Genomic DNA, 21,653 nt, shown 5'->3' with positions numbered 1-21,653 from the left:
TAATCCATCATATCTTGTTTATGGTGTTGATCGGGTCAGTTCTTGGATGAATCAAATGGATGCTTGTGGAGAGGCAAGCTGACTTGATGAAGCTTGTCTGATTCTGGTTTCCATTGCACGACATGTTGTGGGTCAATCTGATTTGTTTCAAGACAATCCCAGATGTCGGCGCCTGCCAAAGTTGTTTTAGACCAGTGATCACCTTGACTGATCATCTGTTTTCTGTTCTCGTCTTTCCAGTCAGCCCATTCCATCTTTGGATAGGCGCTAACGTGTTCATCGAGGATGACGATCGTGAAGTTCATTGATTTGGTCACCTTAATATTATTCTACAGTATTGGCTCGCTTGAACCATTCTTCAACATCGTTAACCTGATGAGAGGCTGTCAGATCATCTGCCTTGAATGATGAAAAGAATTTTCAAGCCTCTGCCCTTTCTATTGGGCTTCATTACTTTTCAGCTGTTGTTGTCTAATAGAAGCTTTGCTGAATTCCGTGATCTTGTCAGCATTGAATATTGCTACGACGGAGACACCTGCCGGACGACATCGGGTGAACGCATTCGTTTGGCCTGTATCGATGCGCCTGAAATACGTGGTCATGCTGCTGACCATGCTCGTGCTGTTGCTGCGCGTGATCGACTGGAGATGTTGGTTGTGGGAAAGTCCGTTGCTCTTCGACGGATTACCAAGGACCGTTTTGGACGAACGGTTGGTGAATTATTCGTCGATGGTGGGAATGTACAACAAATGATGGTGTCCAGTCGCCATGCCGTGGTTCATCCAAGGTATGCATATCAATGCCCCTGGGCTGTCTGCTACTGATGGGTGATGTCTTTCGTATGTTGTCAAGATCAACTCCTTTCATTGATCAGCCATGAGTTCGGTCAATGAAAGGAGTTGATCTTTGAAATGGATTGAGCAGTCAGAATTTTTACTATCGACTGCATGAATAATGATGAGAAATCTTGAAAGATTGTGTTTTGTAAGATGCCTTGTTGAAGATTGTATTCATGCAAAGCTTCTTTGCTCCAGCTAAAAAATTGGGATGGCTTTTAATCTCGCAAGTCCATGATTAGCAATATGAAATAGATGCCTTTGTGGCCTGCGCAGGATTGGTTCCAGAGTGTATCGCGGCGAACAGTTCTGCTGAAGAAATTATGAATTCCTGCTCATCCGGATACATTGAGCTTTGCAGCGCTTGAATTACTTGTATTTTTGCTCCGCTACTTCATTCGTCAATGCCTGTCTGTACGTACCGTGGTGTCAGCTACCAGAAAGCGTCTCTTCCCAAACAAGACAATCTTCTTAAATACGATCGTAAAATTTATAACGACAGACTCCAAAGTGCTTCCAAAGACATGCGTATGATTTATCGATGGGTGAAGCATTGAATTGTTGTTCTGATTAAGCAATTCACGTGTATTAGAAGCTCACGCGACGTCTGATTTGAGCTTGAAAATTTTATTTTTTCTGGACAGTGGAGTTTTAACATTTGGGTATTTTCCAGACGATAAATCGCTGCTGTGAGACGAATAATAAATTGGCACTTCTTCTGGTGCTTCAGGTGACTGGGATTAGGGCCTTACCAAAGAATTCGCATTCGGACTCGCGATATAACTTTTGTATTGCCCGAGTTTAAAACTTTTCGCGAAAGCTGATTGATACAGTTTCCATATTGATTGGATTAATTGTCGGTCATCTCTGCTTCGATTGTGCGTCTGCTATTTATTTGTCGTTTTTTTGTTCACTGGCTTGATTCCTGGGTAAGTGCTATTGCCTGTGTATAAAGATTTATGGCTGTGCTTGTTTTGTGGTTTGCATGCGTATCGTTCACTTTAGTAGTGGATCGCTTGTAATGAGATCGTTCTTGCCAATCTCCCGGTCACTGTTATTTGTTATTTCGCATGTTCGAATGTGGCAAATTTGACATCGTTTTGTGGATGGCCTCTGGGCGAGTCGGGGCAATATGAAAAAAAGGAATGATTTCTATGGAAAAGTTAACTTGAATTCTTGTGTCGCAAGCTAAATGGTTGGAAATTTTCTGTAGGTTGAAGTGAATGTTCTCGGATGTCGTGAAAACAGCCGCACGGCCTGAGAACGAGTCGGATCGTTTGGCAGCGCTGCATGAATACAGGATCCTCGGCACCAAGCCTGAGCAGTCTTACGACGACATCACCACGATCGCGTCTGAGACCTGCCGGACCCCCATTGCGCTTTTGAGTCTTGTCGACGCCGATCGGCAATGGTTCAAGTCCCGTGTTGGAATCGATGTTGAGGAGACCCCGAGGGATTGGTCGTTCTGTGCACACGCGATTCTCAATCCAGAGCCGCTGATCGTTCCGGACGCCCACACGGATCAACGCTTTAAAGACAATCCCCTGGTGTCCGGCGAACCGGGAATTCGGCTGTATGCCGGCTTCCCTCTGCAAAATGATGCTGCTCATCGCATCGGCACCCTCTGCGTGATTGATCGCAGGCCGGGGGAACTCAGTCCTGCTCAGTGCAAGGTGATGGAGGCGTTGGCTCGTCAGGCCGTGGCTTTTCTTGAGCTTCGCAAGCGATCGATCAGGTTGCTGGAGTCCGTTTGCCAGATGGAAAACAAAGGCGGAATGATTTCAACCTGTTCCTATTGCCGCAAGGCCAAGGATGAAAAGGGGCACTGGTTGCATCTTGATCAATATCTCTCGCAACACACCACTCTCAACTTCAGTCACGGGATCTGTGATGCCTGCATGGAGACCCACTTTCCTGAAGTGATTGATCTCTGGAAACAGGAGGGCCATCGCTCAAGCTGAGCTCATGAAGTCTTTTTTTCCAGGTCTCGCCTGATCAGAGCCAGCAGATAGGAGGGCGATTTGTAGCGGGTTGGCAAGCAGCGGTTGAGGGTCTCCAAATGCCCCCAGCAGACCGTGCGTTCGATGTCTTTGGGTGATTTCCCTTGCTGCAGGAGGCGCCTTAATGCCTTGCAGTACAGGGGATAGCCCGCCTCCAGTTCACCGATGGTCAGCTTCGCCTGGGGCATGAAATCCTTTCCACCACCTCCTAAACCTATGAAACCGTCGGACTGCCGCTCATGACCCCAGAGCTGGACCGCAATTCAGGTGCCCGCAGGTGGCTTCATCCGTCCTGATCGGCTCAGACGGGTTTTCAACCTGAAACGGCAGCCATTGCTCCGCAGTCGGCTTGATGAGCAGAGCGGCAACAACGAGTGATGACGCTCCAATCTCTGCTCCAAACTGCAACGGAACGCAGCCTTGTTCTGCGCGACTGCTTCAGCCTGCGACTGTCTCAGCTCCAAGCCAGGCAATGCAGTCAATCTCCACCCGGGACCCTTTCGGCAGAGCTGCCACCTCGACGCATGCCCTGGCAGGACTGACACCCTGTCCGAACACCTCGGCGTACAACGCATTCACTGTCTGGAAGTCTCCAAGGTCTGCCAGATAGACGGTGCAACGCACCACCTGGCTGGGGCTGGCGCCAGCTTCCTTGAGAACAGCGATGAGATTGTTCAGCACCTGACGCGTTTCCGCCGTCACGTCTCCATTCCCCACCATGGACCCCGTGGCCGGGTCGATTGGGATCTGCCCGGAGCAGTACAGCCAACCCCCGGCGAGAACAGCCTGGTTGTAGGGGCCAACCGGAGCTGGAGCGGACATCGTCGTGATCGCTTGAGCGGACATGACAGGAACGCACAATGAGAAGCGATCATCGCGTTTCGCCGTTGTCCCCCACCCCTCCAGCGGTCCCGGCTCCACCGGTGGAGCTTTGCGATCTCTGGCATCGATTTGAGGGTGCCGGACAGAGCTGGACGCTTCGGGGAATTGATTTGAAGCTGGCCCCCGGGGAGCTGGTGGGCCTTCTCGGTCCGTCTGGTTGCGGTAAGACCACCCTCTTGCGACTGATCGCAGGTTTTGAGAAGCCCTCCCGCGGGAGTGTTCACCTTCAACAGGGACTTGTGGCTGGAGAGGGGCGCTGGGTTCCTCCAGAGCGCCGCGGAGTGGGGATGGTGTTTCAGGATTACGCCCTGTTCCCGCATCTGAGTGCCTGGCGGAACGCCTGTTTCGGGCTTCGCCCCGGCCAGGATGTCAGCCGTGCACGCTGGCTGCTTGAACTGCTCGGTTTGGCTGATCTCGAGCAGCGATTCCCCCATCAGCTTTCAGGGGGACAACGACAGCGGCTGGCTCTGGCAAGGGCACTGGCTCCGGCTCCAGCTGTTGTGCTTATGGATGAACCGTTATCCAACCTTGATGTGGAGGTGCGTCTCAGGCTCCGTGGCGAGCTCACGTCGGTCCTGAAATTATGTGGAGCTAGTGGCCTGATCGTGACGCATGACCCAGGAGAAGCGCTGGCGATCTGCGACCGCGTGGCTGTGATGAAGGATGGCCGTTTTGATCAGTGCGCTGAGCCGCGACAGCTCGTTCAGGACCCTGCCACTCCTTTTGTGGGTCGCTTTGTTCTGCAGGCCAATCTGCTGCCGGTGATCGCCCGCTCGGAGGACACACTCCATTGCGCCCTGGGGCCTTTGCAGGCAGACCATGCCGGCCAGGCGAGCCTTCCCCCCGGTTCTGGATCGGTGCTTGTGGATCCATCCGTCATCAGCCTCGAGGTCGACAGCGGCGCCGAAGCCTGTGTGATGGGTCGCGAGTTCCTCGAGGAGGGATGGCAGTACCGGGTTCAGCTCGACAATCAGACCCTGCGGCTGAATCTTCCGCTCGATCAGGTTCATCCTCGCGGAACCCGTTGTCGGCTGAGGCTGCGGCCTGAAGCCTCAGTTGTGTTGTTCCCTGAGCGAATCAGGCTGCGCGCCAGTGATCCTTGTGATGACGCAAGTTCCCCAGTTCTTCAGCCGTCGCAGCCTGCATGAACAGATTGGTTTGTTGTTCCAGGCCGATTGTGCTGGGAAGGCTGAGCTCTCCTCGTGACCGCAGGCTCTTCACCGCCTGATAACGCTTTTGGATGTCGACATTTTGCGGACATTGCTCCGCAGCCCAGCGCAGATTGTTTTCCGTGTACTCATGGGCGCAGCACACCTTTGTTGCATCCGGTAAGGCGGCCAATCGCGACAAGGCCTGAAGCATGTCGGAGGGGGTCCCTTCAAACAGTCGCCCGCAGCCGCCGGCAAATAGTGTGTCGCCGCAGAACAGCATCGGCTCGCTCTCCGCACCAGGGGGTTGTGGAATGAAGAAAGCGATGTGATGGCTGGTGTGAGCAGCAACATCCATCACGAGCACGTCCTGCCCCAGCAACGAGAGCTGATCACCGTCTGAAACAGAGATGGTCTGAAATGGGATCCGGCGTTGATCGGCCGCAGCTGCCACAACCTCAGCGTCAGGCCAGTGATCCAGCAATTCGGGGGTCCCGCCGATGTGATCGGCATGGTGATGGGTCTGGAGAACCGCCTTCAACCTCAACCCTCGGGCCTGCAGCCACTCCTTGACGGGCGCGGCAATGGCTGGGTCCACGACAACGGCGTCTTCTCCGCACACCCAGATCCAGATCACGTTGTCCTGAAGAACCGGAAGGGCGTGGAGTGCTGAGTACATCGTTAAAGTCCAGCCTGATCATCAGGACGGTGCTGAGACCATGATCACCGTCGCCTTGGCCAAAGGGGGGCTGCTCAAGGAATCCGTGGCACGTTTCGCTGCGGCGGGACTCGATTTCTCGGCGTTTCTTGATCCCGATAATCGTCAGCTGATGTTGCCGACACCTTGCGGGCGAGCCAGGGCGATGCTGGTTCGCAATGGCGATGTCCCGACCTACGTCTCCTATGGACAGGCGCAACTTGGCGTTGTGGGATACGACGTGCTGCGTGAGCACCAGCTCCCTGTGGCTCAGTTGGTGGATCTTGGTTTTGGTGGCTGCCGGATGTCCGTCGCGGTCAAGGACAGCAGCGGCTATTGCCGTGCAGCCGACCTCCCCCCTCACTGCCGGGTGGCCAGCAAATTCACGAATTGCGCCAGGGAATTTTTTGATGCTCTCGATCTGCCCGTTGAGCTGGTTCATCTGAACGGTTCGGTGGAGCTTGGGCCGATCACAGGAATGTCCGAGGCGATTGTCGATCTCGTGGCCACAGGTCGAACGCTTCGGGATAACGGTCTTGTCGCGATCGAGGATCTCTTTCACTCCACGGCACGGCTTGTCGGCCACCCGCTTTCCCTGCGGCTCGACGGCGGTGATCTCAAGGCTGTCGTTGAGGCGATGCGCGGCACCTGCGCGACGGCAGGAGTGTCCGGCTGATGCCTGTTGTCAGCGACTGGCAGAGGACGGTGCGCCTCGGTCGTTATCTCGGTCATGACCGGCGGCGTCTGCTGCTCACCCTCTTGCTTCTGGTTCCCGTCGCTCTTGCCGGGGCTGTGCAGCCGCTCCTGATTGGTCAGGCGATCAGCGTGCTTCGTGGTGAGGCCAGCCTGCCTTGGTTGCAGGGGCTCTCGGTCGCGGCAGCGATTCGTCTGCTGGTCGGCCTTCTGTTGATCACCGTCCTGTTGCGCATGGGTCTGCAGGGAGTCCAAAGCTTCAACATTCAGGCTGTCGGCCAGCGCCTGACAGCCCGGATTCGTGATGACCTCTTCCGGCATTCCCTGTCGCTGTCGCTTCGTTTTCATGACGGGATGCCCGTCGGCAAACTGCTCACCCGGCTCACCAGTGATGTCGATGCCCTGGCGGAAGTCTTCGGCAGTGGGGCCGTGGGAGTCCTCGGGGATCTGGTCAGCCTGCTGGTGATCGCTGCATCGATGCTCTTTTTCGATTGGCGTCTTGGCTTGCTGCTGCTGCTCACCCAGGTCCCTGTGACCCTTGTCGTGCTCTGGCTGCAGGGTCGCTACCGCAAGGCCAACTACCGCGTAAGGGAGGAACTCTCCCAACTCAATGCCGACTTCCAGGAGAACCTCCAGGGCCTGGAGGTTGTTCAAATGTTCCGCCGTGAAGCGGTGAATGGTGCCCGTTTCGCCAGAACGGGTTCGGCCTACCGCAGTGCGGTCAATGGCACGATTTTCTTCGACAGCAGCATCTCGGCGTTCCTGGAATGGGTGGCGCTTTGCGCCGTCGCCCTGGTGATTGCTCTCGGCGGTTGGATGGTGAGCGGCGGTGCGATGGGGCTCGGCACGCTCACCACCTTCATCCTGTATGCCCAGCGTCTGTTTGACCCGCTGAGGCAACTGGCTGAGCGCTTCACGCAGATTCAGGGCGGCCTCACCGCCGTTGAGCGAATCGGTGAACTGCTGGAACAACCCCTTGAAATTGTGGAAGCGCGCGATGCGATTCCCCTCAGCTCCAATGGCTCTGGAGAGGTGGTGTTCGAGAACGTCAGCTTCAGCTACCGACCCGACGAACCCATCCTGAGCGATCTGTCCTTTCGCATCGCTCCAGGCGAGCACGTGGCGTTGGTGGGTCCGACAGGCTCCGGCAAGACCACAGTGATTCGACTGTTGTGTCGTCTCTACGAGCCCCAACATGGCCGCATCCTTCTGGACGGACGCGATATCCGGCAGTTGTCCATCGCAGATCTGCGTCGACAGCTCGGTGTTGTCCTGCAGGACACGTTCCTGTTCAGCGGCAATGTCGCCGACAATCTCCGCCTCAATGCTGAGATCAGTGATCGCACCCTCGCCAGGGTCTGCAGGGATCTGGGGCTTGAGAGCCTGCTGTCACGTCTGCCGAATGGCCTCCAAACCGAATTGCGAGAGCGCGGAGGCAATCTTTCCTCTGGCGAGAGGCAGTTGCTGGCGGTGGCCCGGGTGGCCATTCGTGATCCAGCGGTGCTGGTGATGGATGAGGCAACAGCCTTCATGGATCCCGCAACCGAAGCCACCCTTCAGCGAGACCTTGACCGCTTGCTTCAGAGGCGCACCGCTGTGGTGATCGCCCATCGGCTTGCAACGGTGGAGGCATCGGACAGGATTCTGGTGCTGCGCCAGGGCCGCCTGATCGAGCAGGGAACCCATCTGGAGCTGCGTGCCCGTGGGGGGCTTTACGCTCAACTGGCAGAGCTTCAGGAAAAGGGGTTGGCCAGACTTTGATGACCCAGTCGCTGCCGACGGTGACAGAGCCTCTTCAGTTGCTCTATGGATCCGAAGCCCGCCTGTGCCCCTGTGCCAATGATCAGCTCACTCTGGTGTTCAGTCAGAGTCGCCCCTTTGATCTGGTGGAGCTGGAACAACTGCTTGAGGCGGTCGGCTGGAGCCGCCGGCCGGTGCGAAGGGTGAAGAAGGCCCTGGCCAACAGCCTGCTCAAGGTGGGCCTCTGGCGGCATGATCCACGGGTACCCCGGCTGGTGGGATTTGCCCGATGTACAGGGGACGGCGTGCTGGAAGCCACCGTCTGGGACGTGGCCGTTCATCCGCTTTATCAAGGCGCAGGTCTGGGCAGCCAGATGATGGTTTACGTGCTCGATGCCCTGCGGGAGATGGGGACGGAGCGCGTCAGCCTGTTTGCAGATCCGGGGGTGGTGAGTTTCTATCAGCGCCAGGGTTGGGAGCTGGAGCCGCAACAGCACCGCTGTGCCTTCTGGTACGCCAGCTGACTGGTTCGGCTGCATAGGCATTGGCCAGTTGAACGGGGTCTTCTCCCCTGCGCCAGCGCCTTCTCAGCCGGGCATTGCGCCAGGCGATCCGCCATACACCGTGTGTCCTCCAGCGGCGGCCACTGGTTGTCAGGGGGAGCCCGAGTTGGCGGATCGTCGCTTTGCGGCTCAGGCGCATCACCAGGTCAAGATCCTCCATCAAGGCCAGAGGTCGGTAGCCGCCAGCCTTCGCCAGCAGCTCGCGATGAATCAACAGACCCTGATCGCCGTAGGGGCGCTGCAACCATCGGCTGCGAAGGGCCACTGCCTGCTCAAGCATTCGCAGCATCAGACGATCTCCGTCCACCTGAAAGTTGAACGTCCAGGCTTGGGTGCTGTTGCGTGGATCGTTGATCACCGTCGAGACCGCCGCAGGCCAGTGCGGATGCAGCCGGCTGTCGGCATGAAGCACCAACAGCCAGTCCTCCCGTGCCTTGGTGCTGCCGAGGAGAAGCTGTTGGCCGCGTCCACGCTCCCCACTGCGAAGCACTTCAGCTCCGGCCAGGTGCGCGACGGTGGCCGTGGCATCGCTGCTCCCTCCATCCACCACCAGCAGCTGCATGGGCCCGGGCCAGCGCCCGAGGTCTGCCAACAGCAGGGGAAGGGAGCGCGATTCATTCAACGTGGGGATCACCACGGAGAGCGGCGTCATCTGAGCCAGGGCTGGAGATCGCTGATGCGGTCGATGTCCTGCCGGGATGTGATCAGAGCCGGATCGAGTCCTGCGGCCTGGGCACTCCTGAGAGTGCTCTCGAAAACGGTGGCGCTGCCCCAGGCAATGTCCTGAATTGGCCAGCGTTCTGGCTGCTGAAGCAAGGCTTTGGAGAGTCCGATGAGCCAGTAGCCACCGTCATCCGCTGGTCCAAGAACGAGCTCCCGGTGCTGAAGGGACTCAACCGCGCTGAGTAGATCATGGTGATTCAGCCATGGCAGATCGGTTCCGATCAGAAGCAGGTCCCGTCCTGGATCGCTGCGCCTGAACGCCATGAGCAGGTGGCGAAGGCGGCATCCCAGGGAACTACCCCTCTGCAGCACGGTTCTATCCACCTGGAGTGATCGCCCCCAGCGCCTGGCCCCTCGAGGTGCGAGACCGCTCACGGCGAGCGCAAGTTCCAGGTGTCCCTGCAGCCGCAGCCGTGTTGCCACGGCCATGGTGTGCATCAGTAACCGCTGCTGCAGATGCGCTGCACGCTCACCTGCGTGCTGTAAAGGCAGGGAACCCAGATCGTTGGCGAGTCGTCTCTTGCAGCGCCCTGCTGATGGCCAGCGCGCCATCACAGTCAGCACTGGTTTCGCCGTCATCTCACCCGTTCCGAGGGATTTCGATCGGCAGCACCTCCACGCTCAGTTCCTCCCCTTCGCGCTCCAGGGTGATGTCCATCGGTTCCCCGACCGTCCCCTGATCAACAGCGATCTGAACTTCAGACGGGTTTCTCACGTTGCGTCCATTCACCTGGCGAATCAGATCACACTGCTGAATCTCAGCAGCGGCCGCCGGGGAGTCGGCCTCAACATCGACCACCAGAACGCCATTCGCTTCGGGCACCTTGCACTGTGGGTTGGTGGCATTGATCTCCCGTGCCAGCTGGGGTGTCAGATCCCGCAAGCGAACCCCGAGGTAGGGATGGGATGCCTGGCCTGTGCTCACGATCTGCTGGGCGATCCGCTTGGCGGAGTTGATTGGGATCGCAAAGCTCAAACCGCCTCCGGGGGCAGCACGAATGAACGTGTTCATGCCGATCACCTGCCCTGCGGCGTTGATCAGCGGACCGCCGCTGTTGCCGGGGTTCACAGCAGCATCCGTTTGGATGTAAGGAACCCTCTGGCCACCACCGTTGTTGGCTTCAGTGCGCCCCACGGCGCTGATGATTCCAGCGGTCACGGTGTTGTTAAGGCCGAAGGGATTGCCGATGGCAATGGCCCACTCACCCGGCCGCAATTGGTTGGAGTCCCCCAGTGATGCCACCGGTAATTTCTCGGCCACCACCTTCACAACGGCGACATCCGTCAGTTTGTCGCCGCCAAGCACCTTGCCAGTGAAACTGCGACCATCCGGCAGGGTCACAGCCACCTTGTCGGCGCCCCTCACAACGTGCTCATTGGTGAAGATCAGGCCGTTGGAGCGGGTGATGAATCCGGATCCCTGTCCCTGCTGTCGTTGCGTGGCCGGGCCAAGACCGAACATGCGACCGAGCGGGTTGTTGATTTCCTTCACCACGTCGATGCGGACGACGGCCGGGCCGACGCGATCCACGGCTTTCACAATCACGTTTTCCCCTGGCTGCAGGGGGGCGGTGCGCGGTTGATCGCTCACCAACGGTGGCGTCTTAACAGGTTGCTCTGAATCCAGCCCGAGCTGGCTGCGCAGCACGCCGCAGGATGAGAGCGTTGTGCTGATCAGGCCGATCCCAATCCATCTCAGCGAACGCTGCATCACGGCTTCATATTTCCTGACTCATTTAAGACGGACTGCCCCTGAATGCATGCGTAGATTCGGCACTCAAGCGGGTGGTGGTTTGTGGGTAATACGGGCGATGAGCTCTGGCGGAAGGTGCAGCAGGAGCTGCAGGCGAAGCTGAGCAAGCCCACCTTCGAGACCTTCATCAGGCCAACTGGCTGCAGCGGTTTCGCGGATGGTGAACTGAAGTTGATGGCACCGAATCCCTTCGCTGGGGTTCGGCTCAAGGAACAGCTCCTGCCGACCATCGCCGAGTTGGCTGCCGGTGTCTGCGGACGTCCGGTTCAGGTGACGGTGTTGGCTGAGAGTGCAGTTCCGGCCGGAATGGAACGGGACCGTCAGGCTCCTCCGCATACCTCGGACTCAGCAGCGCCCCCGGTTGCATCAGCTCCGGTTGGCTCGCCCCCTGAACGAACCACCCCAAGGCGGTATCTGCCAGGACTCAATCCCCGCTATGTGTTCAACCGTTTCGTGGTGGGGCCGAACAGCCGCATGGCCCATGCAGCGGCTCTTGCGGTGGCGGAAGCCCCGGGGCGCGAATTCAACCCCCTGTTCATCTGCGGTGGGGTGGGCCTTGGCAAAACCCACCTGATGCAAGCGATCGGCCATTACCGACTGGAGATCGATCCCGACTCCCGGGTGTCCTACGTCTCCACGGAAACCTTCACCAATGATCTGATCGACAGCATCCGAAAAGATGGGATGAAGGCGTTTCGCGACCGCTATCGGGCTTCCGATCTACTCCTTGTTGATGACATCCAGTTCATTGAGGGCAAGGAGTACACCCAGGAGGAGTTCTTCCACACCTTCAACGCACTGCACGAAGCGGGCAAGCAGGTGGTGATTGCCAGTGATCGCCCTCCCAGCCAGATCCCCCGGTTGCAGCAACGTTTGATCTCCCGCTTTCAGATGGGCCTGATCGCTGATATCCAGGCCCCGGATCTGGAGACCCGCATGGCCATTCTTCAGAAAAAGGCCGAGCAGGAGCGGATGGCCCTTCCCAGGGATCTGATCCAATACATCGCTGGGCGCTTCACGTCCAACATCCGGGAGCTTGAGGGGGCACTCACCCGTGCGGTGGCGTTTGCTTCGATCACCGGTCTGCCGATGACGGTGGAATCGGTGGCGCCGATGCTCGACCCCACCGGTCAGGGGGTGGACGTGACGCCTCAGCAGGTGATCGACAAGGTGTCTGAGGTGTTCGACGTGACGCCTGAGGAAATGCGCAGCAGCACACGCAGACGGGCGGTCTCCCAGGCTCGTCAGGTGGGCATGTATCTCATGCGTCAGGGAACCGATCTCAGCCTTCCACGGATCGGCGATACCTTCGGCGGTAAGGATCACACCACCGTGATGTATGCCGTCGACCAGGTGGAGAAAAAACTGGCAACGGATCCGCAGCTGGCTGGACAGGTGCAAAAAGTGCGGGATCTGCTGCAGATCGATTCCCGCCGCAAGCGCTGAAAAAAAAGTATTTGGCTTTCATTTTTGGAGCCTTTATTTTGAAAAAATAGAATTTAAGTATCAACAGTAACAATTGGGCGAATTGTTTGCAGATTCTTAGGGCTATTGGCATGTGAGCATGCAGGATTTAAACTAAATTAATTAAAACTATTAAATCTGGATGTCCAGGATTCTTGATGTTGACGATTTTGCAGCTTACGGCCTAATGATGGGCGTGTTTGATAATGTTGTCAATAATTCAACTGATGATTCGAACACAATTTATAATGCTGACAGTCCTGGTGATGATGTACCTGGCATAAGTACGGTCAATAGTCTGTACCCGTTTGGGTTCACATTGCAGACTGACCTTGCATATGTTGTATATACATCTGGTAGTAAAGGCGATGATTGGTATGCAACTAAGTTTACGGAAGATGCTGTACTTGGTACAGCGCAAGGGCCAGGATTTTTTGATGAGGATAATTCTTCTTTTTTAATTGCGAATGATGATGAAGCAATCACAAAAAACGATATTGACATTGCCGACTATGAATCTTTATCGAAATTGTATAGTTGGTTGGTTACTGCTGCTGGTAATGATGCTGAAACCAGCGATCGTCAGGCCATTTACTTACAAGACCCTTATGTGGACGTGACGCCTGGGAATGTATATGATAATTCGTTTTTCCCAAATGGGGATTATGGGATCCATTACAGTAATTCGTATGAAGCAACATATAGGGGTAACTCAATTTATGAATCAGCCACAGAATGTGTGGCCGAAGATGTTTCGGAAGATAATTATTGCTGGTCAGGTGATTCTGAATCTGTACATCCAGATGAGGATAATCCTAGCAAAGGAGATGGTGGATGGATGTATACGACGAGTGGTGTACCCAGCGTTTATGAACCAGCAGTTATTTACAAAGAATACAATACGGATGCAGATGATATAACTTTCATGGGTTACGAGGGTGGAGAACCAACATTCGAAACCCCAGAGCTAACTGATCCAGTCACTCTTGTTACGACTTACAATCCAAATACCCGATTAAATGATGCGGGATTATTAAATACTTCTGAAATATGTATGTCATATATCGCGGGAGAGAATATATCGGCGACAATATCGGGAACGTATGATGCTACAACTACATCAACAACAACAAGTGGCGTCACGAAAACTGAGACAGACGGGTCCTCAATAGGCTTCGATACATCAGTTTATCTTGGTTACACAACCAAAACGGCTACAGAAGGGTATAGCTTTTCCGTTGGTGCCGGGTATGAAGGCGCTTGGAATTATGCGACAGAAACAACAACCACGACAGATGTATCGACTTCGACTTCAACAAAAACAACCGATTCGATTAATGCATCTGTAACAATTGATGTTAATGATATCGGTGATGTTTCAACCCGTTTTTTCATTGACAACGATGATTCAGTGTTGTCTGAATTAGCTAGTGTTCATGATCTATATTTTGATAATGTCCTAGAGTCTGGCGATTCTTTGAAAGCCGCATTATATGCATCATCGTCTACAACACAGAATTATAATTTCAATGGTGATGCAATGATTCAGGGTTTTATTGGAGGCCTTGAAATGTATAGTGGTTATGAAACTGAATCTGGCAATTCAGATAGTTTTGAAACAACCTACTCGTATACATTGTACGACAATTTAGGACGTCTTTCCGACATTAATGACGCATACGACTTTGAAGATGTGGTCATGGGTGCGTATTCATCACGCTGGAATGATTTTACTGGTAGTCAGCCTTATTATGTCGATGAGGATTATCCAGATTCTATTATAACTCCCTTGTCGGTTAATTTGTCGTCTAGCTTTGCCTTTGATCCTTATCTCAAGGTCCTGATTAATCCACTTGGTTGTGGCGGCTCGATTGGAGACAAACTTGAAGACTTGGGTAGTGATCTTGCTTCAAAAGTAACCGCTGATTCGTTTACTGATCTATTTCAAGATGTGATTGGTCAAAGGGTCCTTAGTAAACTTCAAGATCTGGTGCCTGATCAAAGCGGTGTGCTCATCGATTTTTTGAGTGAACGCGATCGCAGGCTTGATTTATCTGAAACGGAACTAAGTGAGTCAAGATCAAAGAGTTTATCGCGTCTCGCTAGAACTATTGAAGAAGAGCGCAATCTTGGTCTTGGCTTTACGTTAGATACATCTAATTTAAGCTCTATTGGTTCAGATGAATCGATTTTTGTACGTTCCTCTGGAGAGGGTGATGTTTTTGATTTCGGTGGCATAGAGCAATCTGTTGTTGCTGTCTTAAGTGGTTCGAATGAAGTTGCAAATACAGGCAGTGGTGATGATGTAATTGTCAGCACAGAGTTTGAAAGTAGTATTGATACTGGCTTGGGGGATGATCACGCTGTCATCACTGGCGAGGGCAATTATGTCAAGACCGGTCAAGGTTCCGATCAAGTGACTTTTGTCAACACCACTGGGACGAGCTTTGTCGATCTAAGTGAATCCACAAAACTACCAAGTCCTGACGTAATTCGCTTTGAAGGCTCGCATGATGGATTGGCAGCAGTCGTTACTGGTTTTGATCTTGCCAGGGATCGGGTGTCCTGCGACTCAGAGCGATGTAAGTTTTCATGGGTTGAAAATAGTAATAAATCAATTCTTCAAATGTCGAAGGAGGGACAAGTTCTTGGTCTTTTGGAAATTGACGACTCGATTAATAATTTTGAAAATGCTCTTGAGTTGGTATTGCGCGATAACGATCAGAGAGGCAAGCTCATTCGTTCTTCCTTGAAAGCCGTACGAAAGGAAAATACTTCAACCTTGCTTGATACTGTTGTTGACGACGTTATTAACTTTTCTAAGATCCTATCACGTAGAAAGTCACCGCTCAATTCTCTCAATACATCATCTATTAGTGACGAAGAAGTACTTTCTAGTTCAAAACGTGGTGCTCGGGCTTTGAATGATGTCATTGCTAGTTATGTTGATGGCAAATCGGAGTCTAGCTTTTATCCGGATTGGTTAAATTCAATCCCATCCACATATTCAGGATTGAGTGATTTTCCTTTAGCTCAAAACTTCATATCATTTGTTGAAAATCTTCAAGCTAATTTTTAATGATGGAGTATTACCTTTTCCTTTTGTTGTTCCCTTTTTCTGTATTTTCACTTCCACCATAGGATTTCTATGGTCTTTTTTCATGCTTCCTTAAACTATTCGCTTCTTTCGTTACCGTGAAATCTCCCAGTTTGTTGGATTTAATTTCTTGGGGAACTGTTGCAGGGATCCTCCAAGATTGGGTTACAGAGGGCATCCCCGCTGATGATGGTTCAGGAGGTTTTGCCTACACGGACGATCTGGGCAATAGTTATGAAGGTCTCGGACGATTTAGCCAAAAAATTGACTGCAGCGGTGGTGGGGAAAGCCATGAAAGCAAGCTTCAATCTGTTTACTACAACACCTCCTCAGAGGGGAATTCTACGGCTATTGATTTCTATTCTGTTCTACCTTCTTCCGAGTCAATTGATATTGATGTTGGCTCTCTCATTTCCGATCAAGATGGTTCTTTGCTCCAGTATCTTGTTTACTGGATTACGAATTCAAGCAATTCAGATACACCCGCCGTCATCAAGTGGCCTTACGGTTACGACAATGCCTTGCTTTTAGACTATGGGTGTGGAGATAATGCTAATTACGACGAAACAGAGTACTTTACTCCGAGCAGTATTTATTTAATAGGCGATTCCACCTCTGATGTTTCTTTTTATGATAATATTGATCTTAGTGAGTTAACATTTAAGGTCTATAAGACTCTTCCGGTTTATGATGATGACGGCAATATTCTTGTTGACGGTGTGTTGGCAGAAAATGAATATGGCTATGAAATATCTAATGATTCTGATGATGACGAGACGGGCTCGGATGATTCAACAGATGACACTGATACATCGGACTCAGAGGATAGTGAGGTTGCAATTGGCAACGGATTGGATGGCAATACATTTACAGCTGGTTCATCAATTGATATCTCCAAATTTACAGAAGCAGGTCCGTTTAGCCTGGATCCCAACGCTGCAGCTGTCGTCGAAAATCTACAAGATTTTGATTGGGATTACACTATCTCGAACCGAGGTGATATAGCATTTGCGACGTTAAGTGAGTCTGATGCAGTTTCTCAATTTCAGTACGATTTTGTACAGGGTGTTGAAGGTCAGTATACATTAGGGGCTAGTAGTACGTCGTCGATTGAAGTCACGAATGCATCATCTACAAGCTATTCGGACAAAAGCTCATACTCATACAACGGACGAGAGTACGTATCTTCGACAGGTAAAGTTGATGCGGGTTGGGGGTTCGATTACTCCATCGCTTTAGGCTTCACTGAGAGTGATACGTGGAGCTCCATGACGGAGATTTACACATCAGACGAAGACGCTTCTTACAAAGGCTCAACAACAACATATGACATTGATGTTGAACTTGGCAGTTATATGCTTGAAGACTCGGCAGGATCCTATGCTGAATTTCTAAAATACACTTACTATGAAGATGGTGATGAAGAAGAGCAAAATATTTTGTTCCCCGGAGATTCAATCTATCAACAGATTACGCAATCTAGTGGTTCCTCCGTTAGCTACGGCAGTATTCCACTCCTGAGATCTGGAACTCCGATTGGCGGGAGTTCAGTACAAGCTGATAATCAAGAAGCTGATTATATTGCAACAACAAATAAAGATATTGCTGACTTAGCTGAAGCGGCTATCGATATGGATTACTTGACAAATTGGGTTGCTGGCGGTGTTGAAGTCCCAGAAGATTCTTCTTTATACGATTCTATTGATATTGTCACCATTGATGGTGAAGATTATGTTCAAACAGATTGGGTTGGTGATTTTACGACATCGGAGGCCTATAGTTTTTCTGTGAATACCACGATAACTCCGGATGACACAAGCTTAAGTTCTCAAATTTATGATTTTTCATCGGAATCCTCCTCATTTCTAGATGTTTTTGATTCATTGCAGTTAGGACGATCCAGAATTGAAGACTTCTCGAAAATTTATGATTTTGGTGATTTTAGAGAAAGCAGATTGTCACTTTTATCAGATATTATTGATGAGTACGGTGTTGATGGTGCTTCAGACATTGAGATCAATACTCCTGGCATTAATTGGTCTTTCTCTCGAGATGAAGTCAGTGAAGATGATGATATTGCAGAAGATGATTCGTCACGTTTAAGTCGCGACATAGTAAATAATAATTCTTTCAAAAATTCTATTGTCATGGGTACTCAATCGCCTGATGTTTTTGACTTCAGTGGCAGTGATAGTCATTATCTCTACAAGCTTGCTGGTGATTCAAACCAATTACGTGGTAGTAGGGGGCGTGATTTTGTTGACGCAACTGATTCTGATCTTGATTCAATTTTTACAGGCGAAGGTATGGATGTTGTTAAAGACGATTTAGGCACAACCTATTTTGATTTAGGTTCCGGAGATGATCGTTTAAAACTGCAAAATGGTGGTGTTAAGACTGTGCTAATGGGTGAAGGTTCGGATCGCATCAGGATCGGATCGATTGAGAATGATTCCGAGCTTTTTGCTTCCGTGAATGATTTTACACCTGGAGAGGATTCGATTAAGTCATCTGAAAAGTTGACATGTTCACTTGGCTCTTTGAGTAGGGGCCGTTTTGTTCAATGTGGTTCATCAGGTGATTCCTCAATTTCGCTTGGCATCTCTTTTGGTGACGATATTTCTTTGTTGAACAGGAGTTTGGCTCTGGGGCTTGCATTGAGTGATGCTGGGATTGTGCGGAAAATTAAAAAAGGTCGAATCTTGAATTCTTTCTCTTTTGAAGAGGTGGATCAATACTTAGATGAGGTAGAGGATTTGGCGCGTGCAAATTTTCTAGAGAGTGGTATTCAAAGCAGTAAAATTTATAAGCAGTTGAGTCGCGACAACGCATCGAGTAATGCAGCGATATTATTAAAATCAATTCTGCCTAACTTGTCTTCCAAGCGGTTGAATTCAGTTTTTAGTCGGTTTTACCGCCTTGAATCTGCTGATCAAGAAAGTGCTTCAAGTACTGTTGACTCTCTTCAGCTGGCTGGCTCAACCCTGATCTCAGCGATTGATCGATTCAAAAGCCTTTATGAGTCTGGCGATCTTGATATTGCGCTGGATCTGCCATCAGAAGATGATTCTTTAGGTATTGATGGTGTAAGAGGTGGCAAAGGTGACAAAGGTGACAGTCTCTCTTCCGCCATCAAAAATGAATCTAGTCTTGATGTGATAAAAGCAAATGGTGACAGTCTCTCGACCACCATCAAAAATGTGTCCAGTCTTGATGTGATAAAAGCAATGGTGAAGCATTCGCTTCCGAATGGTCTCGAATTGTCTGACGTGTCTTTTTATGGTTCGTCCTCGGGTGATCGATTAATCGGTGATTCAAATTCAAATATTATTTCTGGTGGAGATGGTGACGATACAATATTTGGAAGAGGAGGAGATGACTTTTTGATTGGCGGATCAGGTAAAGATACGTTTAGGATTTCATCGGGCAGTGATGTAATTGTTGATTTTGAAAAAGGGATTGACATGATAAATATGAGTGGATTGACGTATGATGTGGACTTTTCGCTTGAAGAATTTGTTGGCCCTTCAGGACTTTTAAGCGTTCGAATCATTGCTGACAAAATTTGATCAAGCAACTTATATTAAGGCTGAGCCTGTTCCTTGTGTTTGCTGAATTGGTTGAAAAGTTAAGCCAGTTTCTAGTGGATCAAGGCATTTGCATACAGTCATTGTTTCATTGCTGGATGGATGTTGCGCTTCGCCAATATCAGCCCCAATCCTGAAGTTGATTAATGGCATAAAGGTTTTAATAATCAGTTGTTTAGGCTGAACAATGGTTGTAGCTGTGACCCAACACACTGAACGTAGACAGCTGTCGAGTCATCTGCTTGAGGATATTCTTTCAAAAGTGGTTGTCTCCCAAAATTTGATCAGCGACAGCTACGTTTGTATCCTTTCCATCCCGGAATGGAGCTTGCGGCCTGGGAGCACACCAGGTTCCTTGCCGTGGCCAGGGCTGGGTCCAGACGCCTCGAGCTGAATGGCGGAAGAGGACGTCGACGCAGCCAGGCTCCCCAGCGGAACTCGTGATATGGGATCTGGGCCTGGGGTTTGATGGCGCCTTCCTTCTTCAGCTTCCACACCAAACTGCGATAGGGATCGTCCTCCAGGTCCATCAGTGATGGGGGCAGCTGTTCGGGAGCCCGTGGTCCCTGTCCGCGGCCGTCATAGAGATACAACCACCCCTGCTGCTGCAGGAATCTGAGCATGTCTTCTCGCTTGGAAGACGGCAGGTCGGCGATGACGTATCCCCAGGCGGTGGCATGGGGATCAAGACCATGCAGCCCCCGGAGGCGATGGTGACGATCGACCATCCAGAGTTCTCCTGCTGCGCTGCGGACCAGGGGCACAGGTTTGCGTTTCAGGTAGTCGAGCCGCTCTTGACGGCTGTCCTTAGAGAAATCCTCCTGGCGTGCCCAAACCTCGGCGAGGCCAACGCAACACTGGGTTGGCTGCAGCTTGGCGATGGGCACCTCGATCAGCTCACTGTTGCTTCCCGCTTCCGGAATCCGTTGGTAGGGGGGGAGTGTGAGGGACACATCGCGTGCCATCGATCCCTTCACTATGGCCGACCTTTGGCGTCAGCCAGCCGTTCGAAACGTCATGGGGTTCTGGTCCAGACGATCGCGGAGTGGCAGAGGTCGAGGACGTTCCGAACCATCCAGCGCCGCTGTGGCTTCGAGCGCTTGGCGCAGAAGCCTTGCGGCGGGCAAGGGCATGTCCCGGGGAACGGAAATGCGATCGCGCAGATGCCGTAGAGCAACCGCACTGCCGGCTTCGGGATGGCAGTGCTGATTGAGCATCAGATGGGTCAAGGCGCAGCGCAGGGGTTGGTCGAACCGCTCGGCACCGAGAGGGTTGCTTGCCAGCAGTGCGTTCCGGTGACGCAGAACCCTGGTGAGGGCGCGGGCGGCCATGCCCTGGTTCGACGCCTCAGGCCACACTCCTTCGTCCTGGCCAAGACCTTCTCCGCGATCGATGCGGCTGGCGATCGCTGCCGCTTCAGGATTGTCATCGGACCAACAACCCCCCATCTGAGGAGGCAGGTCATGGGCATGGGTGTGCATGTCGCTCTGGGTGCCGCGATAGTTCTCCAGCTGCTCAAGGGCGACGAACCAGCGGTCGATGGCCGGATGCTCCTGCCTGAGGCGAAAGCCCTTGTAATAGGCCAGTGATGCATTCATCCGTTCCACATAGGGAACGAAGACAAGGTCCACGGAACCCGGGCCTTCGGGGTCCAGCCATGGCCCCGATTGCTGGTTCATCTCCTGCTCCAGTTTCCTGGCCACGCTCTGAAACTGGCTCCTCGCTTGCTGTTGCTGACGGGAGGACAGTCCGGGAGAACAGAGCCAGATGCACCAGGCACGGAACAGCTGGCGTTCGAGTTGCCTCAGTTGAATCGCGCGCTCCGATTCCATCGGCATGCCCAGGGCACCGAAGGCCTGCTCCAGCCTGAGGAGGATCACATCGCTTTCAGTAATCAGTTCTCCGTCCAGTTCAAGGGCGGGCAGCATGCCCGAGGGCACCTTGCTGACAAACCACGGCTCCTTTTGCCCGTAGCAGCGCATCGTGACCTTGCGGATGCGGTATGGAATGCGCTTGAACTCAAGCCACAACCAGACTTTCTGGCAGTAGGGACACCAGGCGTGGTGGTCCCGATACAGGGTCACCCGCACGGCGTCTTCGGGGTTCCCAAACAGGCGCAGAAGCGACTGGGCGCTTGTGGGTCCGTTGATCTGATCTGCTTCAGGAACGATGAAACGCTCCAGGTCAGGCCATGTCAGCGGTTCAGCAGTCGCCGATGAAGGGGGCATGCAGCACGGGTGCCACGGCACCGCGTCCGTAGGACTGCCAGTCTCCCAGTTCTTGCATCAGAGCGAGACAATCCTGCTGACGTCCCTCCCTCGCCAGCTGATTGAGACGTAGCGCCATGTCCTCGGTGGTGAGCATCATCACGATCTCGCGACGCTGAGTGCGTTCGTCGTGTTGGAGATTCGGCGGTTGATGCGGAGGACCCTGTGATTTCTTCATGGCTCGGTGTCCTTGAAGACTTCTT

The 21,653-nt window shown here is 52.6% G+C and carries 19 protein-coding genes; 9 read left to right on the top strand and 10 right to left on the bottom strand.

Translation table 11 applies throughout. From position 1 onward, the window contains the following. Positions 1-35 precede the first annotated feature (35 nt). The gene (locus SYN9616_RS15390; protein WP_037991370.1) at positions 36-305 is read right to left on the bottom strand and encodes a hypothetical protein; all 270 of its coding nucleotides are present in this window, start codon (positions 303-305) and stop codon (positions 36-38) included. A 99-nt stretch (positions 306-404) separates the two neighbouring features. Here SYN9616_RS15390 and SYN9616_RS16440 point away from each other — a divergent pair, with 99 nt between their 5' ends. Continuing rightward, a complete protein-coding gene (locus SYN9616_RS16440) occupies positions 405-824 on the top strand; it encodes a thermonuclease family protein (protein WP_071991428.1) in 420 nt (139 codons plus the stop codon). Positions 825-2,059: 1,235 nt separating this feature from the next. Then, positions 2,060-2,797, top strand: coding sequence for a GAF domain-containing protein (locus SYN9616_RS0106880; protein WP_037990783.1), 738 nt, complete (start codon positions 2,060-2,062; stop codon positions 2,795-2,797). 2 nt (positions 2,798-2,799) lie between these two features. On the opposite strand, the gene SYN9616_RS0106875 is transcribed toward SYN9616_RS0106880, so the two are convergent. Both SYN9616_RS0106875 and SYN9616_RS0106865 read right to left on the bottom strand, forming a co-directional pair. Further along, the gene (locus SYN9616_RS0106875; protein ID WP_028952437.1) at positions 2,800-3,024 is read right to left on the bottom strand and encodes a DUF3136 domain-containing protein; all 225 of its coding nucleotides are present in this window, start codon (positions 3,022-3,024) and stop codon (positions 2,800-2,802) included. A 250-nt stretch (positions 3,025-3,274) separates the two neighbouring features. Continuing rightward, the gene (locus SYN9616_RS0106865; protein ID WP_028952436.1) at positions 3,275-3,682 is read right to left on the bottom strand and encodes a Rid family detoxifying hydrolase; all 408 of its coding nucleotides are present in this window, start codon (positions 3,680-3,682) and stop codon (positions 3,275-3,277) included. 14 nt (positions 3,683-3,696) lie between these two features. Here SYN9616_RS0106865 and SYN9616_RS0106860 point away from each other — a divergent pair, with 14 nt between their 5' ends. After that, entirely contained in the window at positions 3,697-4,866 is a 1,170-nt protein-coding gene (locus tag SYN9616_RS0106860; RefSeq protein ID WP_028952435.1) for an ABC transporter ATP-binding protein, read from the top strand. Here the strand turns inward: SYN9616_RS0106860 and gloB are convergent. After that, complete coding sequence (gloB, locus tag SYN9616_RS0106855) at positions 4,796-5,545, bottom strand: hydroxyacylglutathione hydrolase (RefSeq protein WP_028952434.1); 750 nt, start codon at positions 5,543-5,545, stop codon at positions 4,796-4,798. The genes SYN9616_RS0106860 and gloB overlap by 71 nt on opposite strands. 40 nt (positions 5,546-5,585) lie before the next feature. Between gloB and hisG the strand changes: the two genes are divergently transcribed. The 3 genes from hisG to SYN9616_RS16100 are packed head-to-tail and all read left to right on the top strand — an operon-like array spanning position 5,586 to position 8,520. Further along, on the top strand, positions 5,586-6,239 hold the full coding sequence (gene hisG / locus SYN9616_RS0106850; RefSeq protein ID WP_028952433.1) for an ATP phosphoribosyltransferase: 654 nt from the start codon (positions 5,586-5,588) through the stop codon (positions 6,237-6,239). After that, positions 6,239-8,017: an ABC transporter ATP-binding protein gene (locus SYN9616_RS0106845; RefSeq protein ID WP_028952432.1), complete on the top strand. Its 1,779-nt coding sequence runs from the start codon at positions 6,239-6,241 to the stop codon at positions 8,015-8,017. Before hisG ends, SYN9616_RS0106845 begins: the two co-directional genes overlap by 1 nt. After that, on the top strand, positions 8,017-8,520 hold the full coding sequence (locus SYN9616_RS16100; RefSeq protein WP_051410973.1) for a GNAT family N-acetyltransferase: 504 nt from the start codon (positions 8,017-8,019) through the stop codon (positions 8,518-8,520). Before SYN9616_RS0106845 ends, SYN9616_RS16100 begins: the two co-directional genes overlap by 1 nt. Here SYN9616_RS16100 and SYN9616_RS15385 read toward each other — a convergent pair. From SYN9616_RS15385 to SYN9616_RS0106825, 3 genes are read right to left on the bottom strand one after another with little or no spacing between them, the layout of a single operon-like run. Then, entirely contained in the window at positions 8,420-9,211 is a 792-nt protein-coding gene (locus SYN9616_RS15385; protein ID WP_071991427.1) for a TIGR04283 family arsenosugar biosynthesis glycosyltransferase, read from the bottom strand. The two genes, SYN9616_RS16100 and SYN9616_RS15385, sit on opposite strands and share 101 nt — an antisense overlap. Beyond that, positions 9,208-9,861: a TIGR04282 family arsenosugar biosynthesis glycosyltransferase gene (locus tag SYN9616_RS0106830; protein ID WP_028952430.1), complete on the bottom strand. Its 654-nt coding sequence runs from the start codon at positions 9,859-9,861 to the stop codon at positions 9,208-9,210. Before SYN9616_RS0106830 ends, SYN9616_RS15385 begins: the two co-directional genes overlap by 4 nt. A 1-nt stretch (position 9,862) precedes the next feature. After that, positions 9,863-10,993, bottom strand: a complete 1,131-nt coding sequence (locus tag SYN9616_RS0106825) for a trypsin-like peptidase domain-containing protein (RefSeq protein ID WP_028952429.1) — start codon at positions 10,991-10,993, stop codon at positions 9,863-9,865. 84 nt (positions 10,994-11,077) lie between these two features. On the opposite strand from SYN9616_RS0106825, the gene dnaA reads away from it, so the two are divergent. The 3 genes from dnaA (at position 11,078) to SYN9616_RS18155 (ending at position 19,165) form a co-directional block, all read left to right on the top strand. Next, positions 11,078-12,481, top strand: coding sequence for a chromosomal replication initiator protein DnaA (gene dnaA / locus SYN9616_RS0106820; RefSeq protein ID WP_037990778.1), 1,404 nt, complete (start codon positions 11,078-11,080; stop codon positions 12,479-12,481). A 160-nt stretch (positions 12,482-12,641) separates the two neighbouring features. Next, on the top strand, positions 12,642-15,578 hold the full coding sequence (locus SYN9616_RS17225) for a hypothetical protein (RefSeq protein WP_156918709.1): 2,937 nt from the start codon (positions 12,642-12,644) through the stop codon (positions 15,576-15,578). Positions 15,579-15,694: 116 nt separating this feature from the next. Continuing rightward, a complete protein-coding gene (locus SYN9616_RS18155) occupies positions 15,695-19,165 on the top strand; it encodes a hypothetical protein (RefSeq protein ID WP_156918708.1) in 3,471 nt (1,156 codons plus the stop codon). A gap of 302 nt (positions 19,166-19,467) precedes the next feature. Here SYN9616_RS18155 and SYN9616_RS0106760 read toward each other — a convergent pair whose 3' ends face one another. The 3 genes from SYN9616_RS0106760 to SYN9616_RS0106750 are packed head-to-tail and all read right to left on the bottom strand — an operon-like array spanning position 19,468 to position 21,628. After that, positions 19,468-20,148, bottom strand: a complete 681-nt coding sequence (locus tag SYN9616_RS0106760; RefSeq protein ID WP_156918707.1) for a ParB-like protein — start codon at positions 20,146-20,148, stop codon at positions 19,468-19,470. Positions 20,149-20,178: 30 nt separating this feature from the next. Beyond that, the gene (locus tag SYN9616_RS0106755) at positions 20,179-21,411 is read right to left on the bottom strand and encodes a glutathione S-transferase family protein (RefSeq protein ID WP_028952421.1); all 1,233 of its coding nucleotides are present in this window, start codon (positions 21,409-21,411) and stop codon (positions 20,179-20,181) included. Next, positions 21,386-21,628 (bottom strand): hypothetical protein, encoded by a 243-nt coding sequence (locus tag SYN9616_RS0106750; RefSeq protein ID WP_028952420.1) that lies wholly within the window; start codon positions 21,626-21,628, stop codon positions 21,386-21,388. Before SYN9616_RS0106750 ends, SYN9616_RS0106755 begins: the two co-directional genes overlap by 26 nt. Positions 21,629-21,653: the final 25 nt, after the last annotated feature.

The organism is Synechococcus sp. CC9616, assembly GCF_000515235.1.
Lineage (GTDB): Bacteria > Cyanobacteriota > Cyanobacteriia > PCC-6307 > Cyanobiaceae > Parasynechococcus.
Note: the sequence above shows the minus strand (reverse complement) of the source record. Positions and strands in the feature narration are given on the sequence as shown.

Coding starts and splice junctions, on each gene's coding strand:
- SYN9616_RS17225 (WP_156918709.1), top strand. CDS start 12,642: ATGTCCAGGATTCTTGATGTTGACGATTTTGCAGCTTACGGCCTAATG.
- gloB (WP_028952434.1), bottom strand. CDS start 5,545: ATGTACTCAGCACTCCACGCCCTTCCGGTTCTTCAGGACAACGTGATC.
- SYN9616_RS0106845 (WP_028952432.1), top strand. CDS start 6,239: ATGCCTGTTGTCAGCGACTGGCAGAGGACGGTGCGCCTCGGTCGTTAT.
- SYN9616_RS16100 (WP_051410973.1), top strand. CDS start 8,017: ATGACCCAGTCGCTGCCGACGGTGACAGAGCCTCTTCAGTTGCTCTAT.
- SYN9616_RS0106860 (WP_028952435.1), top strand. CDS start 3,697: ATGAGAAGCGATCATCGCGTTTCGCCGTTGTCCCCCACCCCTCCAGCG.
- SYN9616_RS0106830 (WP_028952430.1), bottom strand. CDS start 9,861: ATGACGGCGAAACCAGTGCTGACTGTGATGGCGCGCTGGCCATCAGCA.
- SYN9616_RS0106760 (WP_156918707.1), bottom strand. CDS start 20,148: ATGGCACGCGATGTGTCCCTCACACTCCCCCCCTACCAACGGATTCCG.
- SYN9616_RS0106875 (WP_028952437.1), bottom strand. CDS start 3,024: ATGCCCCAGGCGAAGCTGACCATCGGTGAACTGGAGGCGGGCTATCCC.
- SYN9616_RS0106750 (WP_028952420.1), bottom strand. CDS start 21,628: ATGAAGAAATCACAGGGTCCTCCGCATCAACCGCCGAATCTCCAACAC.
- SYN9616_RS16440 (WP_071991428.1), top strand. CDS start 405: ATGATGAAAAGAATTTTCAAGCCTCTGCCCTTTCTATTGGGCTTCATT.
- SYN9616_RS15390 (WP_037991370.1), bottom strand. CDS start 305: ATGAACTTCACGATCGTCATCCTCGATGAACACGTTAGCGCCTATCCA.
- SYN9616_RS0106755 (WP_028952421.1), bottom strand. CDS start 21,411: ATGCCCCCTTCATCGGCGACTGCTGAACCGCTGACATGGCCTGACCTG.
- SYN9616_RS0106880 (WP_037990783.1), top strand. CDS start 2,060: ATGTTCTCGGATGTCGTGAAAACAGCCGCACGGCCTGAGAACGAGTCG.
- SYN9616_RS0106825 (WP_028952429.1), bottom strand. CDS start 10,993: ATGCAGCGTTCGCTGAGATGGATTGGGATCGGCCTGATCAGCACAACG.
- SYN9616_RS15385 (WP_071991427.1), bottom strand. CDS start 9,211: ATGACGCCGCTCTCCGTGGTGATCCCCACGTTGAATGAATCGCGCTCC.
- hisG (WP_028952433.1), top strand. CDS start 5,586: ATGATCACCGTCGCCTTGGCCAAAGGGGGGCTGCTCAAGGAATCCGTG.
- SYN9616_RS0106865 (WP_028952436.1), bottom strand. CDS start 3,682: ATGTCCGCTCAAGCGATCACGACGATGTCCGCTCCAGCTCCGGTTGGC.